Source organism: Hymenobacter persicinus (genome assembly GCF_004167665.1).
GTDB classification, from domain to species: Bacteria; Bacteroidota; Bacteroidia; order Cytophagales; family Hymenobacteraceae; genus Hymenobacter; species Hymenobacter persicinus.
In genome coordinates, this window is sequence record NZ_SEWE01000044.1 from 20871 (window position 1) to 36775 (window position 15905).

The 15905-nt window shown below is 59.0% G+C and carries 15 protein-coding genes; 9 read left to right on the forward strand and 6 right to left on the reverse strand.

All coding sequences use genetic code 11. The features are described 5' to 3' along the window. Positions 1–2: 2 nt before the first annotated feature. The 3 genes from EWM57_RS16960 to EWM57_RS16970 are packed head-to-tail and all read right to left on the reverse strand — an operon-like array spanning position 3 to position 3495. A complete protein-coding gene (locus EWM57_RS16960) occupies positions 3–1301 on the reverse strand; it encodes a 3-phosphoshikimate 1-carboxyvinyltransferase (protein WP_317128202.1) in 1299 nt (432 codons plus the stop codon). 15 nt (positions 1302–1316) lie between these two features. Then, positions 1317–2360: a 3-dehydroquinate synthase gene (gene aroB / locus EWM57_RS16965; RefSeq protein WP_129922344.1), complete on the reverse strand. Its 1044-nt coding sequence runs from the start codon at positions 2358–2360 to the stop codon at positions 1317–1319. Positions 2361–2397: 37 nt separating this feature from the next. Then, positions 2398–3495, reverse strand: a complete 1098-nt coding sequence (locus tag EWM57_RS16970; protein WP_129922345.1) for a chorismate mutase — start codon at positions 3493–3495, stop codon at positions 2398–2400. Positions 3496–3661: 166 nt separating this feature from the next. Here EWM57_RS16970 and EWM57_RS16975 point away from each other — a divergent pair, with 166 nt between their 5' ends. The 6 genes from EWM57_RS16975 to lysS all read left to right on the forward strand — a co-directional run bounded on the left by EWM57_RS16975 (position 3662) and on the right by lysS (position 11837). Then, a complete protein-coding gene (locus tag EWM57_RS16975; RefSeq protein WP_129922346.1) occupies positions 3662–4852 on the forward strand; it encodes a proline dehydrogenase family protein in 1191 nt (396 codons plus the stop codon). A gap of 115 nt (positions 4853–4967) precedes the next feature. After that, the gene (locus EWM57_RS16980) at positions 4968–5336 is read left to right on the forward strand and encodes a hypothetical protein (RefSeq protein ID WP_129922347.1); all 369 of its coding nucleotides are present in this window, start codon (positions 4968–4970) and stop codon (positions 5334–5336) included. A gap of 192 nt (positions 5337–5528) precedes the next feature. Further along, positions 5529–6347, forward strand: a complete 819-nt coding sequence (locus EWM57_RS21850) for a hypothetical protein (protein ID WP_317128203.1) — start codon at positions 5529–5531, stop codon at positions 6345–6347. Positions 6348–6676: 329 nt separating this feature from the next. Further along, positions 6677–8827, forward strand: a complete 2151-nt coding sequence (locus EWM57_RS16990) for a carboxy terminal-processing peptidase (protein ID WP_129922348.1) — start codon at positions 6677–6679, stop codon at positions 8825–8827. Positions 8828–9060: 233 nt separating this feature from the next. Next, complete coding sequence (locus EWM57_RS16995; RefSeq protein ID WP_129922349.1) at positions 9061–10101, forward strand: hypothetical protein; 1041 nt, start codon at positions 9061–9063, stop codon at positions 10099–10101. Between the two features lie 173 nt (positions 10102–10274). After that, positions 10275–11837, forward strand: coding sequence for a lysine--tRNA ligase (gene lysS / locus EWM57_RS17000; RefSeq protein WP_129922350.1), 1563 nt, complete (start codon positions 10275–10277; stop codon positions 11835–11837). Positions 11838–11973: 136 nt separating this feature from the next. Here lysS and EWM57_RS17005 read toward each other — a convergent pair whose 3' ends face one another. The 3 genes from EWM57_RS17005 to EWM57_RS21855 form a co-directional block, all read right to left on the reverse strand. Continuing rightward, positions 11974–12837 (reverse strand): FkbM family methyltransferase, encoded by an 864-nt coding sequence (locus tag EWM57_RS17005; RefSeq protein WP_129922351.1) that lies wholly within the window; start codon positions 12835–12837, stop codon positions 11974–11976. Between the two features lie 491 nt (positions 12838–13328). Next, positions 13329–13715, reverse strand: coding sequence for a YtxH domain-containing protein (locus tag EWM57_RS17010; RefSeq protein ID WP_129922352.1), 387 nt, complete (start codon positions 13713–13715; stop codon positions 13329–13331). A gap of 151 nt (positions 13716–13866) precedes the next feature. Continuing rightward, the gene (locus EWM57_RS21855) at positions 13867–14301 is read right to left on the reverse strand and encodes a CsbD family protein (RefSeq protein ID WP_129922353.1); all 435 of its coding nucleotides are present in this window, start codon (positions 14299–14301) and stop codon (positions 13867–13869) included. A 248-nt stretch (positions 14302–14549) separates the two neighbouring features. On the opposite strand from EWM57_RS21855, the gene EWM57_RS17020 reads away from it, so the two are divergent. The 3 genes from EWM57_RS17020 to EWM57_RS17030 all read left to right on the forward strand — a co-directional run. Further along, complete coding sequence (locus tag EWM57_RS17020; protein ID WP_129922354.1) at positions 14550–14798, forward strand: Kazal-type serine protease inhibitor domain-containing protein; 249 nt, start codon at positions 14550–14552, stop codon at positions 14796–14798. Positions 14799–14812: 14 nt separating this feature from the next. Continuing rightward, entirely contained in the window at positions 14813–15193 is a 381-nt protein-coding gene (locus EWM57_RS17025; protein ID WP_129922355.1) for a cupin domain-containing protein, read from the forward strand. A 47-nt stretch (positions 15194–15240) separates the two neighbouring features. After that, on the forward strand, positions 15241–15905 hold a 665-nt coding region (locus EWM57_RS17030; RefSeq protein ID WP_129922356.1), incomplete at its 3' end, for a hypothetical protein.

Below are 15905 nucleotides of genomic sequence, written 5' to 3' on the forward strand. Positions count from 1 at the left end.
ACCTAGCCCTGCTCTTGCACGGCGAAGCCGGCCCGCTCGAGTTCCTTCCAGAACCGCGGGTACGACTTGCGCACCACCTGCGGCCCGAGCACAGTCAGGGGGCCGCGCAGAGCCAGCGGCGCGAAGGCCATGGCCATGCGGTGGTCGTGGTAGGTTTCAACCTGCTGACCGTTCACCTGGAAGTTTGCCGAGCGGACCACAAACCGTTCCGGAGCTTCCTCGGCCATGGTGGCGCCGAACTTAGCCAGCTCGGTTTGCAATGCCAGAATTCGGTCGGTTTCCTTGATGCGCAGACTTTCCAGACCGGTCATGGCTACCGGAATACCTAACGCGGCCGCTACCACGGCCACGGTCTGGGCCAGGTCGGGGCAGTCGGAAAAGTCCTGCTCGACGGCCGCCGCCGACGCTTTCCGGGTGAGCTGCACTCCGTCGGGGAAAAATTCGGTAGCTACGCCCAGCTGGTCCATGATGCCGACAATGGCCTGGTCGCCCTGCCAGGAATGCTCCCGCAGGCCGGGCAGAATGATGGTCGAGCCCTCTTCCCCCAGCGCCACCAGGGCGTACCAGTAGCTGGCCGCCGACCAGTCCGACTCAATCGTGTAATCGGCGGGCTGGTAAGCACCGGGGCGTACTTCGAGCACCGTGCCCAAGTCGCGGCAGGTGGCCCCGAAGTGCTGCATCAGGCTTTGCGTCATCCGGATATAGGGCCGGGAGCCGACTTTACCCGTCAGCCACAGGCGCAGGCCGGCCGGCAAAGTGGGCCCAATCATCAATAGCGCCGAAATGTACTGGCTGCTGATGTCGCCGCGCACGGTGAGTTCCGCGGGCTCGTCGGCGGCCAGGGCCGGGTGCCAGCCGTTGAGCCTCAGTGGCGGGTAGCCATCCTGGCCCGCATACTCAATGTCGGCACCCAGCTGCCGGAGTGCTTCTACCAACACGGCAATGGGCCGCTCGTACATGCGCGCCGTGCCTACCAGCTGGGTGGTGCGGCCGGTGGCGGCTAGGTAAGCCGTCAGAAAGCGCATCACGGTGCCGGCATCCTCGGCGTTGAACTCGGGGGCTTGCTGATCCGTCAGCAGGCGCTGCATAAGCTGGGTGTCGTTGGCGTCCGAGAGGTTTTCCAGCTCGCCCCCGCCGGCCAGGGCCTGAATGATAAGGGCGCGGTTGCTTTCACTTTTGGACGAAGGCAGCTGGGCAATGCCCCGGAGCGGGCCACCGGGCCAGCGCAGGTGCAGAAAAGACGAGGAAGCGTTGATAAGCGGAAGCGTTTGAAGCGTTGAAGATCCGGCCGGAGCCGGCAAAAAGCCTGCGGATACTTACAGTCGGTGGTAGTAGCGCAGTGAATCGGCCAGCTCGGCCAGGGTCACGGGCTGGTCGTAGCGGGCGCGGCCGATGCCCTCGAGCAGGGTGCAGTTGATGGTGGTGCCGCTGTTTTTCTTGTCTTGCAGGGCCAGCTCAGCAATGGCGTCCGTTTCGAGCGTCACGAACTGAATCTTGTCGTAAATCGAAAACAGGAAGGTTTCGATGCGGTCCAGCTCTAAGTCGCTGAGCAACCCTTTCTGGTGTGAAATCCAGCTTTCGCACACCATCCCGGCCGCAATAGCCTCGCCGTGCAGCACCTCGCGGCCGGGTTGCAGCAGCAGGTAGCTTTCCAGGGCGTGGCCCACGGTATGACCGAAGTTGAGCACCTTGCGCAAGCCGCTTTCTAGCGGGTCGGCGGCCACGATGCGCTGCTTGGTCGCCACCGACTCGCGGATAACCGGCGTCCAATCCTCGACGAACAGGCCCTGGTGGCGCTGGGTTTCGAAGGCGGCGGCATCGGCAATCAGCCAGTGTTTCACCACCTCGGCGTAGCCCGACTTAAGCTGGCGCGGGTCGAGGGTAGCCAGGAAGGCGGGCTCGATAAAGACGCCGGCCGGCTCCTGAAACACGCCCAACTGGTTTTTGAAGCCCAGAAAGTCAATGCCGGTTTTACCACCCACGCTGGCGTCGACCTGGGCCAGCAGCGTGGTTGGGACCTGTACGAAGCGCAGCCCGCGTTTGTACACGGCTGCGCAGAAACCGCCCAGGTCCGTCACGACCCCACCGCCCAGGTTCACGACTACGGCAAATCGGTCGGCGTGCCGCTCGGTAAGGTGGCTCCACACGGTTTCGCAGGTCGCCAGGGTCTTGTACTCCTCCCCGGCCGGAAGTTCGAGCAGCTCGTGGTTCTCGGGCAAATGCGGCTTCAGCAGCGGATAGCACAGGCGGGCCGTGTTGGCGTCGGCCACCACCAGCACCTGGCTCACGGCCGGCCGCCGCAGCAACTCGGCCAGTGCCGGCAGGCTTTCCGGACCAATCAGTAGTTGGGAATCAGACATACGCAAAGGTAAGGGAGGCGAAAAAAGAAAAGCGGGGCTAAACGGGACGCTGCATTATCTCGGTCTGCTTACGGATGCTTTCCAAGTGAATCAGCTTGTAGAGCTCGGCCACAAACTTCTCGTTCACGTTGAGCTTGCCGGCCCACTGCTGGCGCGAGGCAAAAATCTCGTTCCAGCGGTCCAACTGCAGGATTTTCACGTCGTTTTCCTTTTTGTAGCCGGCCAGCTCTTCCACCAGCGCCATGCGCCGGGCCAGAGCCTCCAGGATTTCGTGGTCAGCCACGTCCATCTTCTGGCGCAACTCCTCAGCCTTGTTGAGGTAGTTGGCATCATCGGAGGAGCGGCGGCGGTACTTGAGCTCGTCCAGGATTTCCCCCAGCCGCACGGGTGTCACCTGCTGCTCAGCGTCGCTGAGGGCGTGGTCGGGGTCGGGATGCGTTTCAATCATCAGCCCGTCATAATCGAGGTCGAGGGCTTTCTGGGCGATGGGCAGCAGCAGGTCGCGGCGCCCTCCGATGTGGCTGGGGTCGCAGATCAGCGGAATGTGCGGAAACCGGGTTTTGAGCTCAATAGGCAGCTGCCAGGTGGGCGCGTTGCGGTAGCGCGAGGGGGTGAAGGTGCTGAAGCCGCGGTGAATAGCGGCCAGATCCAGGATGCCGGCCCGCTCCAGCCGCTCCAGAGCGCCGGCCCACAGTGCCACGTCGGGATTCACCGGGTTTTTCACCATCACCGGCACGCCGGTGCCCGCCAGGGCGTCGGCCAGCTCCTGCACGGCGAAAGGGTTGACGGTGGTGCGGGCGCCAATCCAAAGCACGTCGACCCCGTGGGTCAACGCCTCTTCCACGTGCCGCGGCGTGGCCACTTCCACCGCCACGGGCAGCCCAACTTCAGTGCGCACCCGCTGCAGCCAGGGCAGCCCCACCGAGCCCACGCCCTCGAATGAGCCGGGCCGGGTGCGGGGCTTCCAGATGCCGGCCCGAAACAGGTCGATGTTGCCCAGCGCCTTTACCCCGCGGGCGGTAGCCAGCACCTGTTCCTCGGTTTCGGCGCTGCATGGCCCCGCAATGAGCAGGGGTTTGCCTTTGGTGGCCAGCAGGCGGGTAAAGTAGGTGTCGAGGGCAACGGGAATTTCCATGCGGAAGTAGAAGAAAAGAAGAAAAAACTGAAGCCCTGAAAGAAGCTTCGTCCCTGGGCGTTCGGGCCGGGCAGGAAAGCGCGGCACCTGGGTAACTAGGCCGGCCAAAACGATGTTTAAGCTTTATCTTTGCTACCCAGACAGCCGCCCAAAGCTACCCACCCCTATGGCATTAACCCAAGCCCCCCCCATTTCCTTCAACGACACCGCCGTTGCCTTCGCCTCCAAGTCGGACGGGGAGTTGCGCAAGATGTACGCCCTGTTCGCCGCCATGAACAATAACGGGCTCGTGAAGATGGGCGGCGGTATGATGAAGGCTGCCCTGAAGTGGCACCTGCCGGTGAAATTCCTGATCAAGGAAACCATCTTCGGCCAGTTCTGCGGCGGCGAAACCATCCGGGAGTGCATGCCCGTCATCGAGGAGTTGGGCCGCTACAACATCGGCACCATCCTCGACTACTCGGTGGAAGGCGAAGGCAGCGACCAGAGCTTCGACCACACCCGCGACGAAATTCTGGCCACTATCGACCTGGCCCACCGCTCGACCCACATTCCCTTCTCGGTTTTCAAGGTCACCGGCGTGGCCGACAGCGCCCTGCTGGAGAAAGTGCAGGCCGGCAAAGAGCTGTCGGCGGCTGAGCAGGCCAGCTATGCCCGCGCCAAGGCCCGCGTGGAAGCCATCTGCGCCCGCGCCCACCAGTACGGCGTACGCGTGTTCGTTGATGCCGAGGAAAGCTGGTTCCAGGAAACCATCGACAACCTGGCCTACGAGATGATGGCCAAGTACAATAAGGAGGCGGCCATCGTCTGGAACACCTACCAGCTCTACCGCCACGACCGCCTCGACGCCATCAAGGACGCTTACGAGGCAGCTGTGAAGGGTGGCTACTACTTGGGGGGCAAGCTCGTGCGCGGGGCTTACATGGAAAAGGAGGCCCGCACGGCTACTCAGCGCGGCTACCAGAACCCCATCAACCCCACCAAAGCCGCCACCGATCAGCTCTACAACGAGGCCCTGCGCTACTGCGTGGCCCACGCCGACCGCATCAGCATCTGCGCTGGCACCCACAATGAGGACAGCTCTCTGCTGCTGACCGAGCTCATGCAGGAGTTCAACCTGCGCCCCGGCGACCCACGCATCTGGTTTGCCCAGCTCTACGGTATGAGCGACAACTTGAGCTACAACCTAGCCAATGCGGGCTACAACACGGCCAAGTATGTGCCCTATGGCCCGGTGGAAGCGGTAATGCCCTACTTGCTGCGGCGGGCTGATGAGAATACTGCCATTGCCGGGCAAAGCAGCCGGGAGTTTCTGCTCATCCAGAAAGAAATGACCCGCCGCAAAGCGCACAAATAGGGTTTTACAGCCTCGGCACAGTTTTGGCTTGCATCCGGCCCGCTGCTTCGGAACTTAAATCCGGGGCAGCGGGCTTTTTTTCGCTACTTTCCGCATCCATTCCCACACCTGCTTAATGAACGGACGAGTCCGCAACCATCTGATCCGCTTTGCCCGCCACCAGGTCGGCACCACCAGCTACCTCAATCTAGTCCAGGAAGCTGAATTAGGCCTCAATCTGGAAATCTCCCACGAGAAGTCCCGACTCAATGAGCTGCTGGCGGAGCTGTCGGAAACCGAGTTTCGCGCCAACCGCCCCATTCTGAGCTGCCTGGTGAAGGTGGAAGGCTCCAAGGGCCAAGGCGACAATTTCTACAAGCTCTGTGAGCGGCTGGGTCTCGGCGAATGGCGCACACTCAAGCAGGATCCGGAGTTTCTCAAAAACCTGCGCCGGGAGTGCCGAGCCTTTTGGCAGGATGAGCAGAACTACGAAAAATTCGCTTAGCCGACCCCTCCGGCTGGTTTTTACTGTTTTGGTTGAATAAGGGGCAATAGAATTTGGTTAGTTACATATTTTTTTGTAACCCCTCATTCCGTGGAGCCGTTAAGAACCTCGAAGCTGAAGCAATCCGACGCAAGTTGATGCCTGCTTCAGATTCTTTCTTTCCAACTTTCCTTTCCCCACTCAACCAACACTATGAACACCAACGATCCAAACAACCCGCAGAATACTGGTACTGGCGCAGGCGCTAACTACGGCACGACGAACACGGGTACCGGCTTCGGCAACAGCTCGAGCTCGAGCAACGAAGGCACGAGCTACAACGCTGGTACGGGTGTAACCAATAGCACCGACGGTGACGACTTCAGCGCTACCGCCAAAGGCGCTGCCGTTGCTGGCACGCCCGGTGCAGTAGTAGGCCGCGGCATTGACGCCGTACAGAACGCCGCTGACGAAGCTGCTCACGCCGTAACCGGCGAACCATATCAGAACAAAGCCGGCTCGGGCATGCTGACCAGTTCGTTCCGCGACCGTGCCAGCGCTGAGCGTGCTTACAGCACCCTGTCTTCGCGTGGCTACGGCAAAGACGACGTGAACCTGCTCATGTCGGACGAAACCCGCAAGACGCACTTCGGTGATGATACCGTACACACCGACCTCGGCGACAAAGCTATGGAAGGTGCCGGCGTAGGCTCGGCTATCGGTGGCACCGCTGGTGCAATCATCGGCGCCATTGCCGCTATCGGTACTTCGGTAGCTCTGCCCGGCCTGGGCCTGATCATCGCTGGACCTATCGCTGCCGCTCTGGCTGGCGCTGGTGCCGGTGGTCTGACGGGCGGCTTGGTAGGCGCTCTGGTAGGCTCGGGCATTCCTGAGGAGCACGCTGCTGAATACGAGAACGACGTGAAGAACGGCGGCATCGTGATGGGCGTGAAACCCCGCAACGACGAAGATGCTCGTTACTTCGAAGAGGAGTTCCGTCGCAGCAACGGCGACCGGGTACGTCGCTACTAGTAGCATCCCGCTCTTAACGTAAAAAAAGACCTCCCCTCTCTGGGGGAGGTCTTTTTTCTTTTTATAGCTGGGCAGAAGTTCATCGAAACTTCAACTGATTTTCCGTGTTTTATTCCCAGCGTTACCTGCGTGGCAAAGCTGGCCCTACGGTCACCGTCCACCGGTGCAACCTTCGCTTGGTTACATGCGCCTTATAGTAGTCGTTGCTACCAAACGGGCACTTATTTCCCGTTGCCTGGCGTTTCAGATAAAACCGTGACCTGCGGTAGCGCGTAGCCTGAGAGCGGCTTTTGCTTACATTTGATTTTCCTCCCATTCAACCCGATTCCATGTCTTCTCCCCGCCTGAAAATAGGCCTGTATGCCTCGTTGGTGTTGGTAGTATTCGTACTGGCATCTTACAAGCTGTATCGGCGCAATGATAGCTCTGGCTCGCCTCAGAAAGACGAGGTGCTGATCAAAGCTATGCTCCAAGGCCTGAGCGCCGCCCATTACCAACCCGAAAAAATCGACGACACCTTCTCCAAGCGCGTGTTTGACCTTGGCCTGAAGCGACTCGACTACAACAAGAAGTTCCTGTTGCAGTCGGATGTGGCGCAGCTGCGCAAGTACCAGACCGACATCGACGACCAGGTAAAGCGTGGCACCCACGAGTTCCTGGATCTGGGCACCAAGCTCATGCTTCAGCGCACCAACGACGTGCAGGCTCTCTACCGCGACATTCTGTCTAAGCCGTTCGACTTTTCCACCCAGGAATCGTTTGAAACCGAGCCCGATAAGATGGTTTTTGCCGCCGATGCTGCCGCCCAGCGCGAAGAGTGGCGCAAGTATCTGAAGTATCAGACCCTGATTCGCCTGTCGGAGCTTATGGACGAGCAGTCCAAGAAGAAAGACAAGCCACTGGCTTCGGTATCGGCCAAGCCGTCGACGGCCGTCATCACGACCAAGACGCTGACGCCAGTTGAAATGGAGGCAGAAGCCCGGAAGCGGGTACTGAAGTACTTCGATGACCAGTTTAAGGACCTCAAGCAAACCGACGACAATGAGCGGCTGGCAGCCTATGCCAACGTTATTGCCAACACTTACGACCCCCACACGGAATACTACGCCCCGCGCGATAAAGACGCCTTCGACCAGGCAATGACGGGTCGTTTTGAAGGTATCGGCGCCACGCTGCAGGAGAAAGACGGTCAGATCAAAGTAGCCGACATTATCCCCGGTAGCGCTTCGTATCGTCAGGGTGAGCTCAAAGCCGGCGACATCATCATGCGCGTGGCCCAGGGTGCTGAAGAGCCGGTATCGGTAGAAGGCTGGCGCTTGGATAAAGCCATCGTGCTGATTCGCGGCAAGCGGGGTACGGAAGTGCGCCTAACGGTGAAAAAAGCCGATGGCAGCACCAAGATTATCCCAATTATCCGCGACGTAGTGGTTATTGAGGAAACCTACGCCAAGTCGGCCATCGTGAATGAAGGTGGTAAGAAAATCGGCTACCTGCGTCTGCCCGGCTTCTACGCCGACTTTAGCGACAACGGCGGCCGCAGTTCGGCGGAAGACGTGAAAAAGGAGCTCGAGAAGCTTAGCAAGGAAAACGTACAGGGTGTAGTTCTCGACCTGCGCTTCAACGGTGGGGGCTCTTTGGGCGACGCCGTTGACATGACCGGCTTGTTTGTGGACAGCGGTCCGGTAGTGCAGGTTCGCTCGGGCCAGGGCTCGCCTAGCATCCTTAATGACCGGGACCCCCGGGTACAGTACTCCGGCCCGCTCGTAGTACTGGTCAATAAGTACAGCGCCTCGGCCTCCGAGATTCTGGCCGCCGCCATTCAGGATTACAAGCGCGGCATCATCATGGGCTCGGCCAGCACCTATGGCAAGGGCACCGTGCAGCGCATCGTAGATCTGGACGACATGCTTGGTGACTTCAACTCGCTGAAGCCATTTGGCTCGCTGAAGCTGACCACGCAGAAGTTCTACCGCATCAACGGCGGCTCTACCCAGTTCAAGGGCGTCGTTCCGGACATTGTGTTGCCGGATGCCTACAGCTACCTCGACCAGGGCGAAAAGGAATCTGACTATCCACTGAAGTGGGATGAAATTACGCCCGCCCGCTACCGCGCTTGGAGCAACCCGCCGGCTTACGACAAGCTGCGGGCTGCCAGCCAAGGCCGCGTTGCCGCCAATCCGAGCTTCAAGATGATGAACGAGATGGTCCAGCGCATGCGCAAGCGGAAGGACGAGACCCTGGTTTCCCTGAACCTGACTAAGTTCCGCGCCGAGCAGGAGCAGGCCAAAGCTGAGTCGGACAAGTATGAGGCTGTGCAGAAAGTGGCGACGCCGCTGGATATTGCCCCACTCATGGCCGATGTCCGCCAGCTCGGTACCGACTCGGTACAGATAAACCGCGCTTCGCGCTTCACGAAGAACCTCAAAAAGGATATCACCCTGCACGAGGCCGTTTCGGTCATCAAAGACCAAATTCAATAGCCGGTCTTTTTGCCAGCTGATTTCAGCCCCTGTACCATCCCGGTGCAGGGGCTTTTTGTTGCCTATCGTTTTCCACCCAAATACATTAGCAAACATATCATTTCAACCTAGTGAAAAAGCAGGACTATTATCAATCACAAATATCTGTTTTTCAATAATATATGCCACCAATAATTTGGCGAATATTTTTAGTAAACGTGCAACTCAAATTAGTCGTCAGCTGTTTACTTAGCATGACAACGACAACTGAGAATAACATCTTCCCGCTCGTGACGGACGAGCAGAAGCAAGCTGAGGAAACGTGGCGCAAATCCATTCCCGCCCAGGTGTTTCTCAACTACTTCTTTGCCATCAACTATCACATCCAGGAGAATGACGATGCCAACGGTGGGTTGCAGCATCTGCCTTTCTTCCGGGCTCACCACGCTGAGCTGACCGACGCCGACCTACAGGCTGTTACCAAGCTGCTGCATTCGTGCTGGAGCACCGAGTACGCCCTGCGGGCCACCGCGGAACTCGGCGACGAGGACTATCTGCGCAACGCCCTGCACTGGACTTTCCCGCAAGCTTATCACACCATCTTGTCGGGCCTGCAGGCTTTCCTGTACACGACCGGCGTGCGGAGCAATAACTCTTCTTTGGTGCGGCGTGAAGTGGGCCGCTTGGTGGTGCGCAATGCCTACCCCCGGCCCGTGTCGTTCTATGCCGCCGGCGCTTATGGCGACTTCAGCATTCACCGGCTGCCGCTGGCGGGTTATAAGCCCGGTTTGCACATTGCCGGCAAGGAGATTGAAGCCCAGGCTCAGATTGGCCAGTTTCTACGCACTACCCGCAAGATGAAGGCCCAGTGGACTCGCCAGCAGGTGCAGAACAACCCCAACACTGCCCTGCGTAGCCAGAAGACGGGCAAGGTGCTCGACAAGTGGACGGCTTCCCACTGGCAGCAGATTACCTGGCGCTTAGGCTACACCACCATCTTCGACCTGCTGGGCCGCCTGCAGATTTCGCAGACCAGTCGCGAGATTGAGCGCTACGTGGAAGCCGAAATTGACTTTAGCCTGTTCCACCAGTCTTTGCTCAACATCGTGAGCTACCTCAACGGCATTCACGAAACCTACATTGCTAAAGCCGTGGGCCTGGAGCGTTATCAACAGATGGTGGCCGAGCTACCTAAGCACCTGCAGAACTCCTTCGTGGCCGAGCGTCTGCGTACCCGCGTCGAGCCCCAGCTGACCGGCCAGGAGCCCCAGCAGCAGATGAGTATTGCCGCCTAGCACGGCTCCAACCTAGTTTTCTTAACGCCTTACTGCATATAGACCTAAGCGCTGCTCCTCTGGGGTGGCGCTTTTTGTGTTTTTACGGTGGGCGTGGCTTAACACTGCCCGAATCAGACTATTTTTGCAGCTTGACTTTTCCGGCCCCGCGGCCTCTTTCTAAGCCCATACCCATGCACCACCTCAGCGAACAGGAGCAAATTCGTCGTAACAAGCTCGATGAGCTCCGTAGCCTTGGCATCGACCCCTACCCTTCCGAGCTGTTCGATGTCAATTTCTACGCGCAGGAAATTCAGGACAACTACCACCCCGAGCTCAACAACTTCCAGGAAGTGACGCTGGCCGGCCGGCTGATGTCGGTGCGGGTGATGGGCAAGGCGTCGTTTGCCGAGCTGATGGACTCCTCGGGCCGCATTCAGCTCTACGTCAACCGCGACGAAATCTGCCCCGGCGAGGACAAGACGCTGTACAACGCAGTATTCAAGAAGCTGCTCGACCTCGGCGACTTTATCGGCGTAAAGGGCTACGTATTCAAAACCCAGGTGGGTGAAACGTCCGTGCACGTGAAGGAACTGGTGCTGCTTAGCAAGAGCCTGCACCCGCTGCCCGTGGTGCGCGAGGCCGTGGATGAGGCGACCGGCGAGAAGAAAACCTACGACGCCTTCACCGACCCCGAAGCCCGCTACCGGCAGCGCTACGTGGACCTGGTGGTGAACCCGCAGGTGCGCGACACGTTCGTCAAGCGCACCCAGCTGGTGCAGGCCATGCGCAACTACCTCAACGACAAAGGCTACCTGGAGGTGGAAACCCCAATTCTGCAGCCCTTGTACGGCGGCGCGGCAGCCCGGCCCTTCAAGACCTTCCACAACACGCTGGACATGACGCTCTACCTGCGCATTGCCAACGAGCTGTACCTGAAGCGCCTCATCGTGGGCGGTTTCGACGGGGTGTACGAGTTCAGCAAGGACTTCCGCAACGAGGGCATGAGCCGGTTCCACAACCCCGAGTTCACCCAGATGGAGCTCTACGTGGCCTACAAGGACTACTACTGGATGATGGACCTGGTGGAGGAAATGGTGGAGCGGGTGGCAATGGCCCTGCACGGCAAGACCGAGGTGCAGGTTGGTCAGAACGTTATCAACTTCCAGCGGCCCTGGAAGCGCTTCACGATGGCCGAGTCCATCCAGCACTTCACCGGCGTCGATATCTCGGAGCTCGACGAGGAAGGCCTGCGCGCCGCCGCCAAGCAGCTGCACGTGCCCCTCGACCCCAGCATGGGCAAAGCCAAGATTATCGACGAAATCTTCGGGGAACACGTGGAGCCCAAGCTGATTCAGCCCACGTTCATCACCGATTACCCGGTGGAAATGTCGCCGCTGGCCAAAAAGCACCGCTCGAAGCCGGGCTTGGTGGAGCGGTTCGAAGCCATTTGCAACGGCAAGGAAATCTGCAACGCCTTTTCCGAGCTCAACGACCCCATCGACCAGCGCCAGCGCTTCGAGGACCAGCTGGAGCTCGGCAAGCGCGGCGACACCGAGGCCATGGTGCTCGACGAGGACTTCCTGCGGGCTCTGGAATACGGCATGCCGCCCACGGCCGGCCTGGGCATCGGCATCGACCGGCTCAGCATGATCATGACTAACTCCAACTCGATTCAGGACGTGCTGTTCTTCCCCCAGATGAAGCCCGAAAAACTGGAGAAAGCACCAGCCAAGCCGGAAGCCGACAACAGCTAATCCGGCAACTTACCGAGTATAAAAAGAGCCCGTCAGCAGCAGCTGACGGGCTCTTTTTATGTTATTTCTTGGCTGAACGACTGGCTGCCGGTTTTATCCAGAAAGCGCTTTGCCTTGACCGATGTTTTATGCCCGCCTAATTCAGTCCGTAATTTTTGTTGACCCCGTACACGTAATCATCAATGTGCCCGACGCCGGATTGTTGGCTGGAAATTTCAAAGCCATTATCGGTCAGGAATTTTGACACGTATTCCTTGGTTTTGAAAAATTCGTTGCCGTCCACGGCGTACCGGAAATCGTGGCAGGAAATGGCTACGCACTTAATGCGGTTGACGTATTTTTTAGAAATCGAATCCACTACAAACCGCTCGGCCCCTTCGATATTAGATTTCAGCAAATCAATGTGCGTGATGTTGTTTTCTTCGAAGAACGTGTCCATCGTCACGCCGCGCACTTTGTAGACTTTGGCCGTCGCACTGGCCGTTTTGTTGAACAGCGTCCCGGCCAGGTAGGAGTCCGCGTCGTCGGTGAGGGTGATATCCTCGTTGGAGCTGTTGATGGCCAGATTGGCAATGACGGTGTTGTCGAGCTTGTTGAGCTTGGCCACGCGCTCCAGGATAGAACACACCTGCGGATTGGCTTCTACGGCGTACACTTTGCCGGTAGGCCCCACGCGGTGAGACAGCACAATAATTTCCTCACCCATGCCCGCACCGATATCGACAATGACGTCGCCGGGGCTTACCTTATATTTATTCAGGGCCGTGGTATCGCACCACTTCTCAAAATTCTTGTAGGTAATAGGCCAGGCCAGGGATTGAGTAGGCAGAAAATGATTGTCGACCTGATAAATAAAAAACCGGTCGTTGTTGAAGCTGTGAAAGCCATTCAGCACTTCATGATTTAGCTTAAACAGCGGTTTGAGCAACAGATATCGATAAGAGTCCAGCGGAATGCTTTTCATCGAAAGCATGGCCAGGCGTAAAATCATTTCTTTCATGCGGCGAGAGAGGGCGGGCTTAGAGGGATACGGCCGTAGCAGTTGCTACAGCGTGGGGTTAGCAGAATACGGAGCGGGATGTACCGCAATGTAGCGGTATTCGCATAAAGTGCCAACCACCGCTCCCAAACCCGCCCCCACCCTGCCGACGCTGCCTTACTCACTACCGGACTTGACCTTATTGCGGTTAGGCCGCAGCAACGCGTAGCGTTGTCGGGAGCATCTGGAAAGACCTGAAAATCGAAAAGCCTCCCACGTAAGTCGTGGGAGGCTTTTCTTTTACAACTGCTTACCCTTCCGATTAGGGTTCGTTGAAGAAATGTGCGATGGACGAGTCTGATTTTGCTAAGCGGACAAAAAACCTGTCTGAATAGAAGCTCCTACTGTCGGCAATTTTACTTCAACGGCTTCTCCGAATCTTCTTTCAAGCACGTTGTATAGTGTCTTTAACGAGCAGCGGCCGAATAGGTTACGCGCGGCCGAAAAAAAATTTAGAGCGTCCGGCCGTAGCCAGAATCGCCGGTATGGCGGGCGTCGTTGCCGATGCCGTCGTAGTCGGTATTATGGTCGGCGCGGTCCACGCTGCCGGCGTAGTCTGTGTCCTGCCCGCTGTTCATGGAGTTGAGCAGGTCGTCGGCGGCGCTGCGGCTTTGCTGGGTTTGGTCGGAGCCGGCGGCAGCATCCCCTTTCAGGTCGTTGAGCTTGGCCAGGCCGTCCTTGAGCAGCTTGCTCAGGTCGCCACCCCACTTGGAGGCTGATTCCTTGAGGCCAGCGCGGGTCTGGTCGCCGGTTTCGGGAGCCAGCAGCAGGCCGGCCACGATGCCGGCGGTAGCGCCGGCCAGCAGGGACAGAATTACTTTTCCGTTGGTGTCTTTCATGGAAGTAAGGGCAAATGAGAAGGGAAAGCCAGCGGCCGGCTCAGAGCCCGGCGCTGCTGGTGTAACGGGGCGGCAGAGGGGAATGTTTTACGCAAATGCGGCCTTCTTTCCGCAGAAAGAAGGCCGCTTTTGGGATTGGAAGAGTGTCGACCTACAGGTCGTTCAGCATCTTCACAACTTCGCTTTTGGCTTTGCCGAGTTTCTCCTGCAGACGGCCAACGAGTTCGTCGCCTTTGCCTTCGGTGTAGTCCAGATCTTCATCGGTGAGCTGAGCGTACTGCTGCTTCAGCTTGCCTTTAGCCTGGTTCCAGTCGCCTTTCATGTTAAGGCTGCTGCCAGCGCCGGTCAGGCCCATATCTTCGAGCTTGCTCATGTAGCCTTTGAACTTCGAGTCCAGCTCTTCGCCATACTTCGACAGCTGCTCGCCGAGCGTGCCGCTGTATTTGGTGGCGGCGTTCTTCAGGTTTTCGCGGGTAGCAGTGCCTTTGTCGGGAGCCATCAGCATACCGGCAATGATACCGGCGCCAGCGCCAGCGAGAGCAGCGAGAAGGATTTTACCGGAGTTGTCTTCTTCGTGATAGGACATGGTGTTGAGGGAGAGAAAGGGTGAATGATAAACAAGGTGGTGCAGAATGGCCCCGCGGGGTGGCAGAACTGGCGGAATGTGGGCCGAAGCTCATCCGCCAAACGACCAGTCTGCCTGCCTATACGAAGCCTAAGGGCCGGGGTTATGGGAAGGCCGCAAAAAATAGTTGAAACCAGATATGCAGGCCCCGGCCCTAAACTGCCGCTGCTACCTTTGCGTTGTTGGTGCATCCCCATTCTGCTTCTGCCATGCTCAAATCCGCTTTTGCCGGCCTGCTGCTCGCCCTGACGCTGCCGGCCTGCACCTCCCACACGCCGCCCGCCGCCACGGCCCCCTGCATCGACGCCAGCAAGATCCGCAAGGACGCCATGTGCACCATGGACTACAACCCGGTCTGCGGCTGCGACGGCAAAACCTACGGCAACGCCTGCGCGGCCACCAACGCGGGCGTCACGTCCTTCACCCAGGGCGAGTGCGCCGGCTCCAAAACCAACTAACTACCTTTCCCGCCATGTCCGAAAAGCGCTATTTCCGCCAGCAAAACCCTTTCCGCGTCCCGACCACCGACGGCAAGCTCATTGAGGAGCACATTGGCTGGGCCAGCACCCAGACCGGCCAGTACAGCGTGGCGCACATGGTGGCGCCGCCCCACTGGAGTGAGCCCCACCAAAACCCGGAGTTCGACGAAATCACCATCGTGGTGCGGGGCCGCAAGCAGTTTGAGGTCGACGGCGACGTGATTGAGCTCGGGGCCGGGGAGTCGCTGCTGATCAAGGCCGGGGCCCGGGTGCGCTACTCCAACCCCTTCGACACCGAAGTGGAATATTGGTCGATTTGCGTGCCGGCGTTTTCGATGGACACCGTGAACCGGGAAGACGAGCCGGCGAGCTAGCTGGCCCGGCCCCACCCGCCTTCTGGTTTCCCGCTTAGCTTCCGCCTATGAATCTGCTGTATCTGGTATTTGGTGCCAATATAAAAAACCACTTCCAGGCCAACTTCTCCATTCTCACGTTCCTCAAGCACCGCGCCGGCCTTACCAGCATCACGGTGGTAACCGACGCGCCAAACTTTTACCGCCACCTCGACGAGTTTGTGACGGTGCTGCCCGTGGACGAGGCCACGCTGCAGGAGTGGAAGGGCGAATTCAACTTCTTCTGGCGCATCAAAATCAAGGCCCTGGAGCACGTGGCCCGGCAATTCCCCAATACGCCGATTCTGTACCTCGACTCCGACACGTTTCTGCACGGTTCCTTCGAGGCCCTGCACGAGACGCTCCGCCGCGGCACGGCCCTCATGCACGAGCCCGAGGGCCAGCTTTCCCAACTGGGCAGCAAAACCGAGAAGCTGATGTGGAACCAGACCCAAGGCCATACCTACGGCGGCGTGCGCCTCACCGAGCGGCACACCATGTGGAACGCGGGCGTGGTGGGCATTCCGGCCCTGCGCGCCCCCGACGCCATTGCCCTGGCCCTGACCATCTGCGACGAGCTGAGCCGGCAGCAGGTCACGCCCCGCCTGATCGAGCAGTTTGCGCTGTCGGTGGCCCTGGCCGAAACCTTCGGACTGCAGGCCGCCCGGCCCCACATCGGCCACTACTGGAGCAA

Coding starts and splice junctions, on each gene's coding strand:
- EWM57_RS17010 (WP_129922352.1), bottom strand. CDS start 13,715: ATGAAAGACACCAACGGAAAAGTAATTCTGTCCCTGCTGGCCGGCGCT.
- EWM57_RS16995 (WP_129922349.1), top strand. CDS start 9,061: ATGACAACGACAACTGAGAATAACATCTTCCCGCTCGTGACGGACGAG.
- EWM57_RS16970 (WP_129922345.1), bottom strand. CDS start 3,495: ATGGAAATTCCCGTTGCCCTCGACACCTACTTTACCCGCCTGCTGGCC.
- EWM57_RS17020 (WP_129922354.1), top strand. CDS start 14,550: ATGCTCAAATCCGCTTTTGCCGGCCTGCTGCTCGCCCTGACGCTGCCG.
- EWM57_RS16990 (WP_129922348.1), top strand. CDS start 6,677: ATGTCTTCTCCCCGCCTGAAAATAGGCCTGTATGCCTCGTTGGTGTTG.
- EWM57_RS21855 (WP_129922353.1), bottom strand. CDS start 14,301: ATGTCCTATCACGAAGAAGACAACTCCGGTAAAATCCTTCTCGCTGCT.
- EWM57_RS17025 (WP_129922355.1), top strand. CDS start 14,813: ATGTCCGAAAAGCGCTATTTCCGCCAGCAAAACCCTTTCCGCGTCCCG.
- EWM57_RS17005 (WP_129922351.1), bottom strand. CDS start 12,837: ATGAAAGAAATGATTTTACGCCTGGCCATGCTTTCGATGAAAAGCATT.
- EWM57_RS16975 (WP_129922346.1), top strand. CDS start 3,662: ATGGCATTAACCCAAGCCCCCCCCATTTCCTTCAACGACACCGCCGTT.
- EWM57_RS16980 (WP_129922347.1), top strand. CDS start 4,968: ATGAACGGACGAGTCCGCAACCATCTGATCCGCTTTGCCCGCCACCAG.
- EWM57_RS21850 (WP_317128203.1), top strand. CDS start 5,529: ATGAACACCAACGATCCAAACAACCCGCAGAATACTGGTACTGGCGCA.
- lysS (WP_129922350.1), top strand. CDS start 10,275: ATGCACCACCTCAGCGAACAGGAGCAAATTCGTCGTAACAAGCTCGAT.
- aroB (WP_129922344.1), bottom strand. CDS start 2,360: ATGTCTGATTCCCAACTACTGATTGGTCCGGAAAGCCTGCCGGCACTG.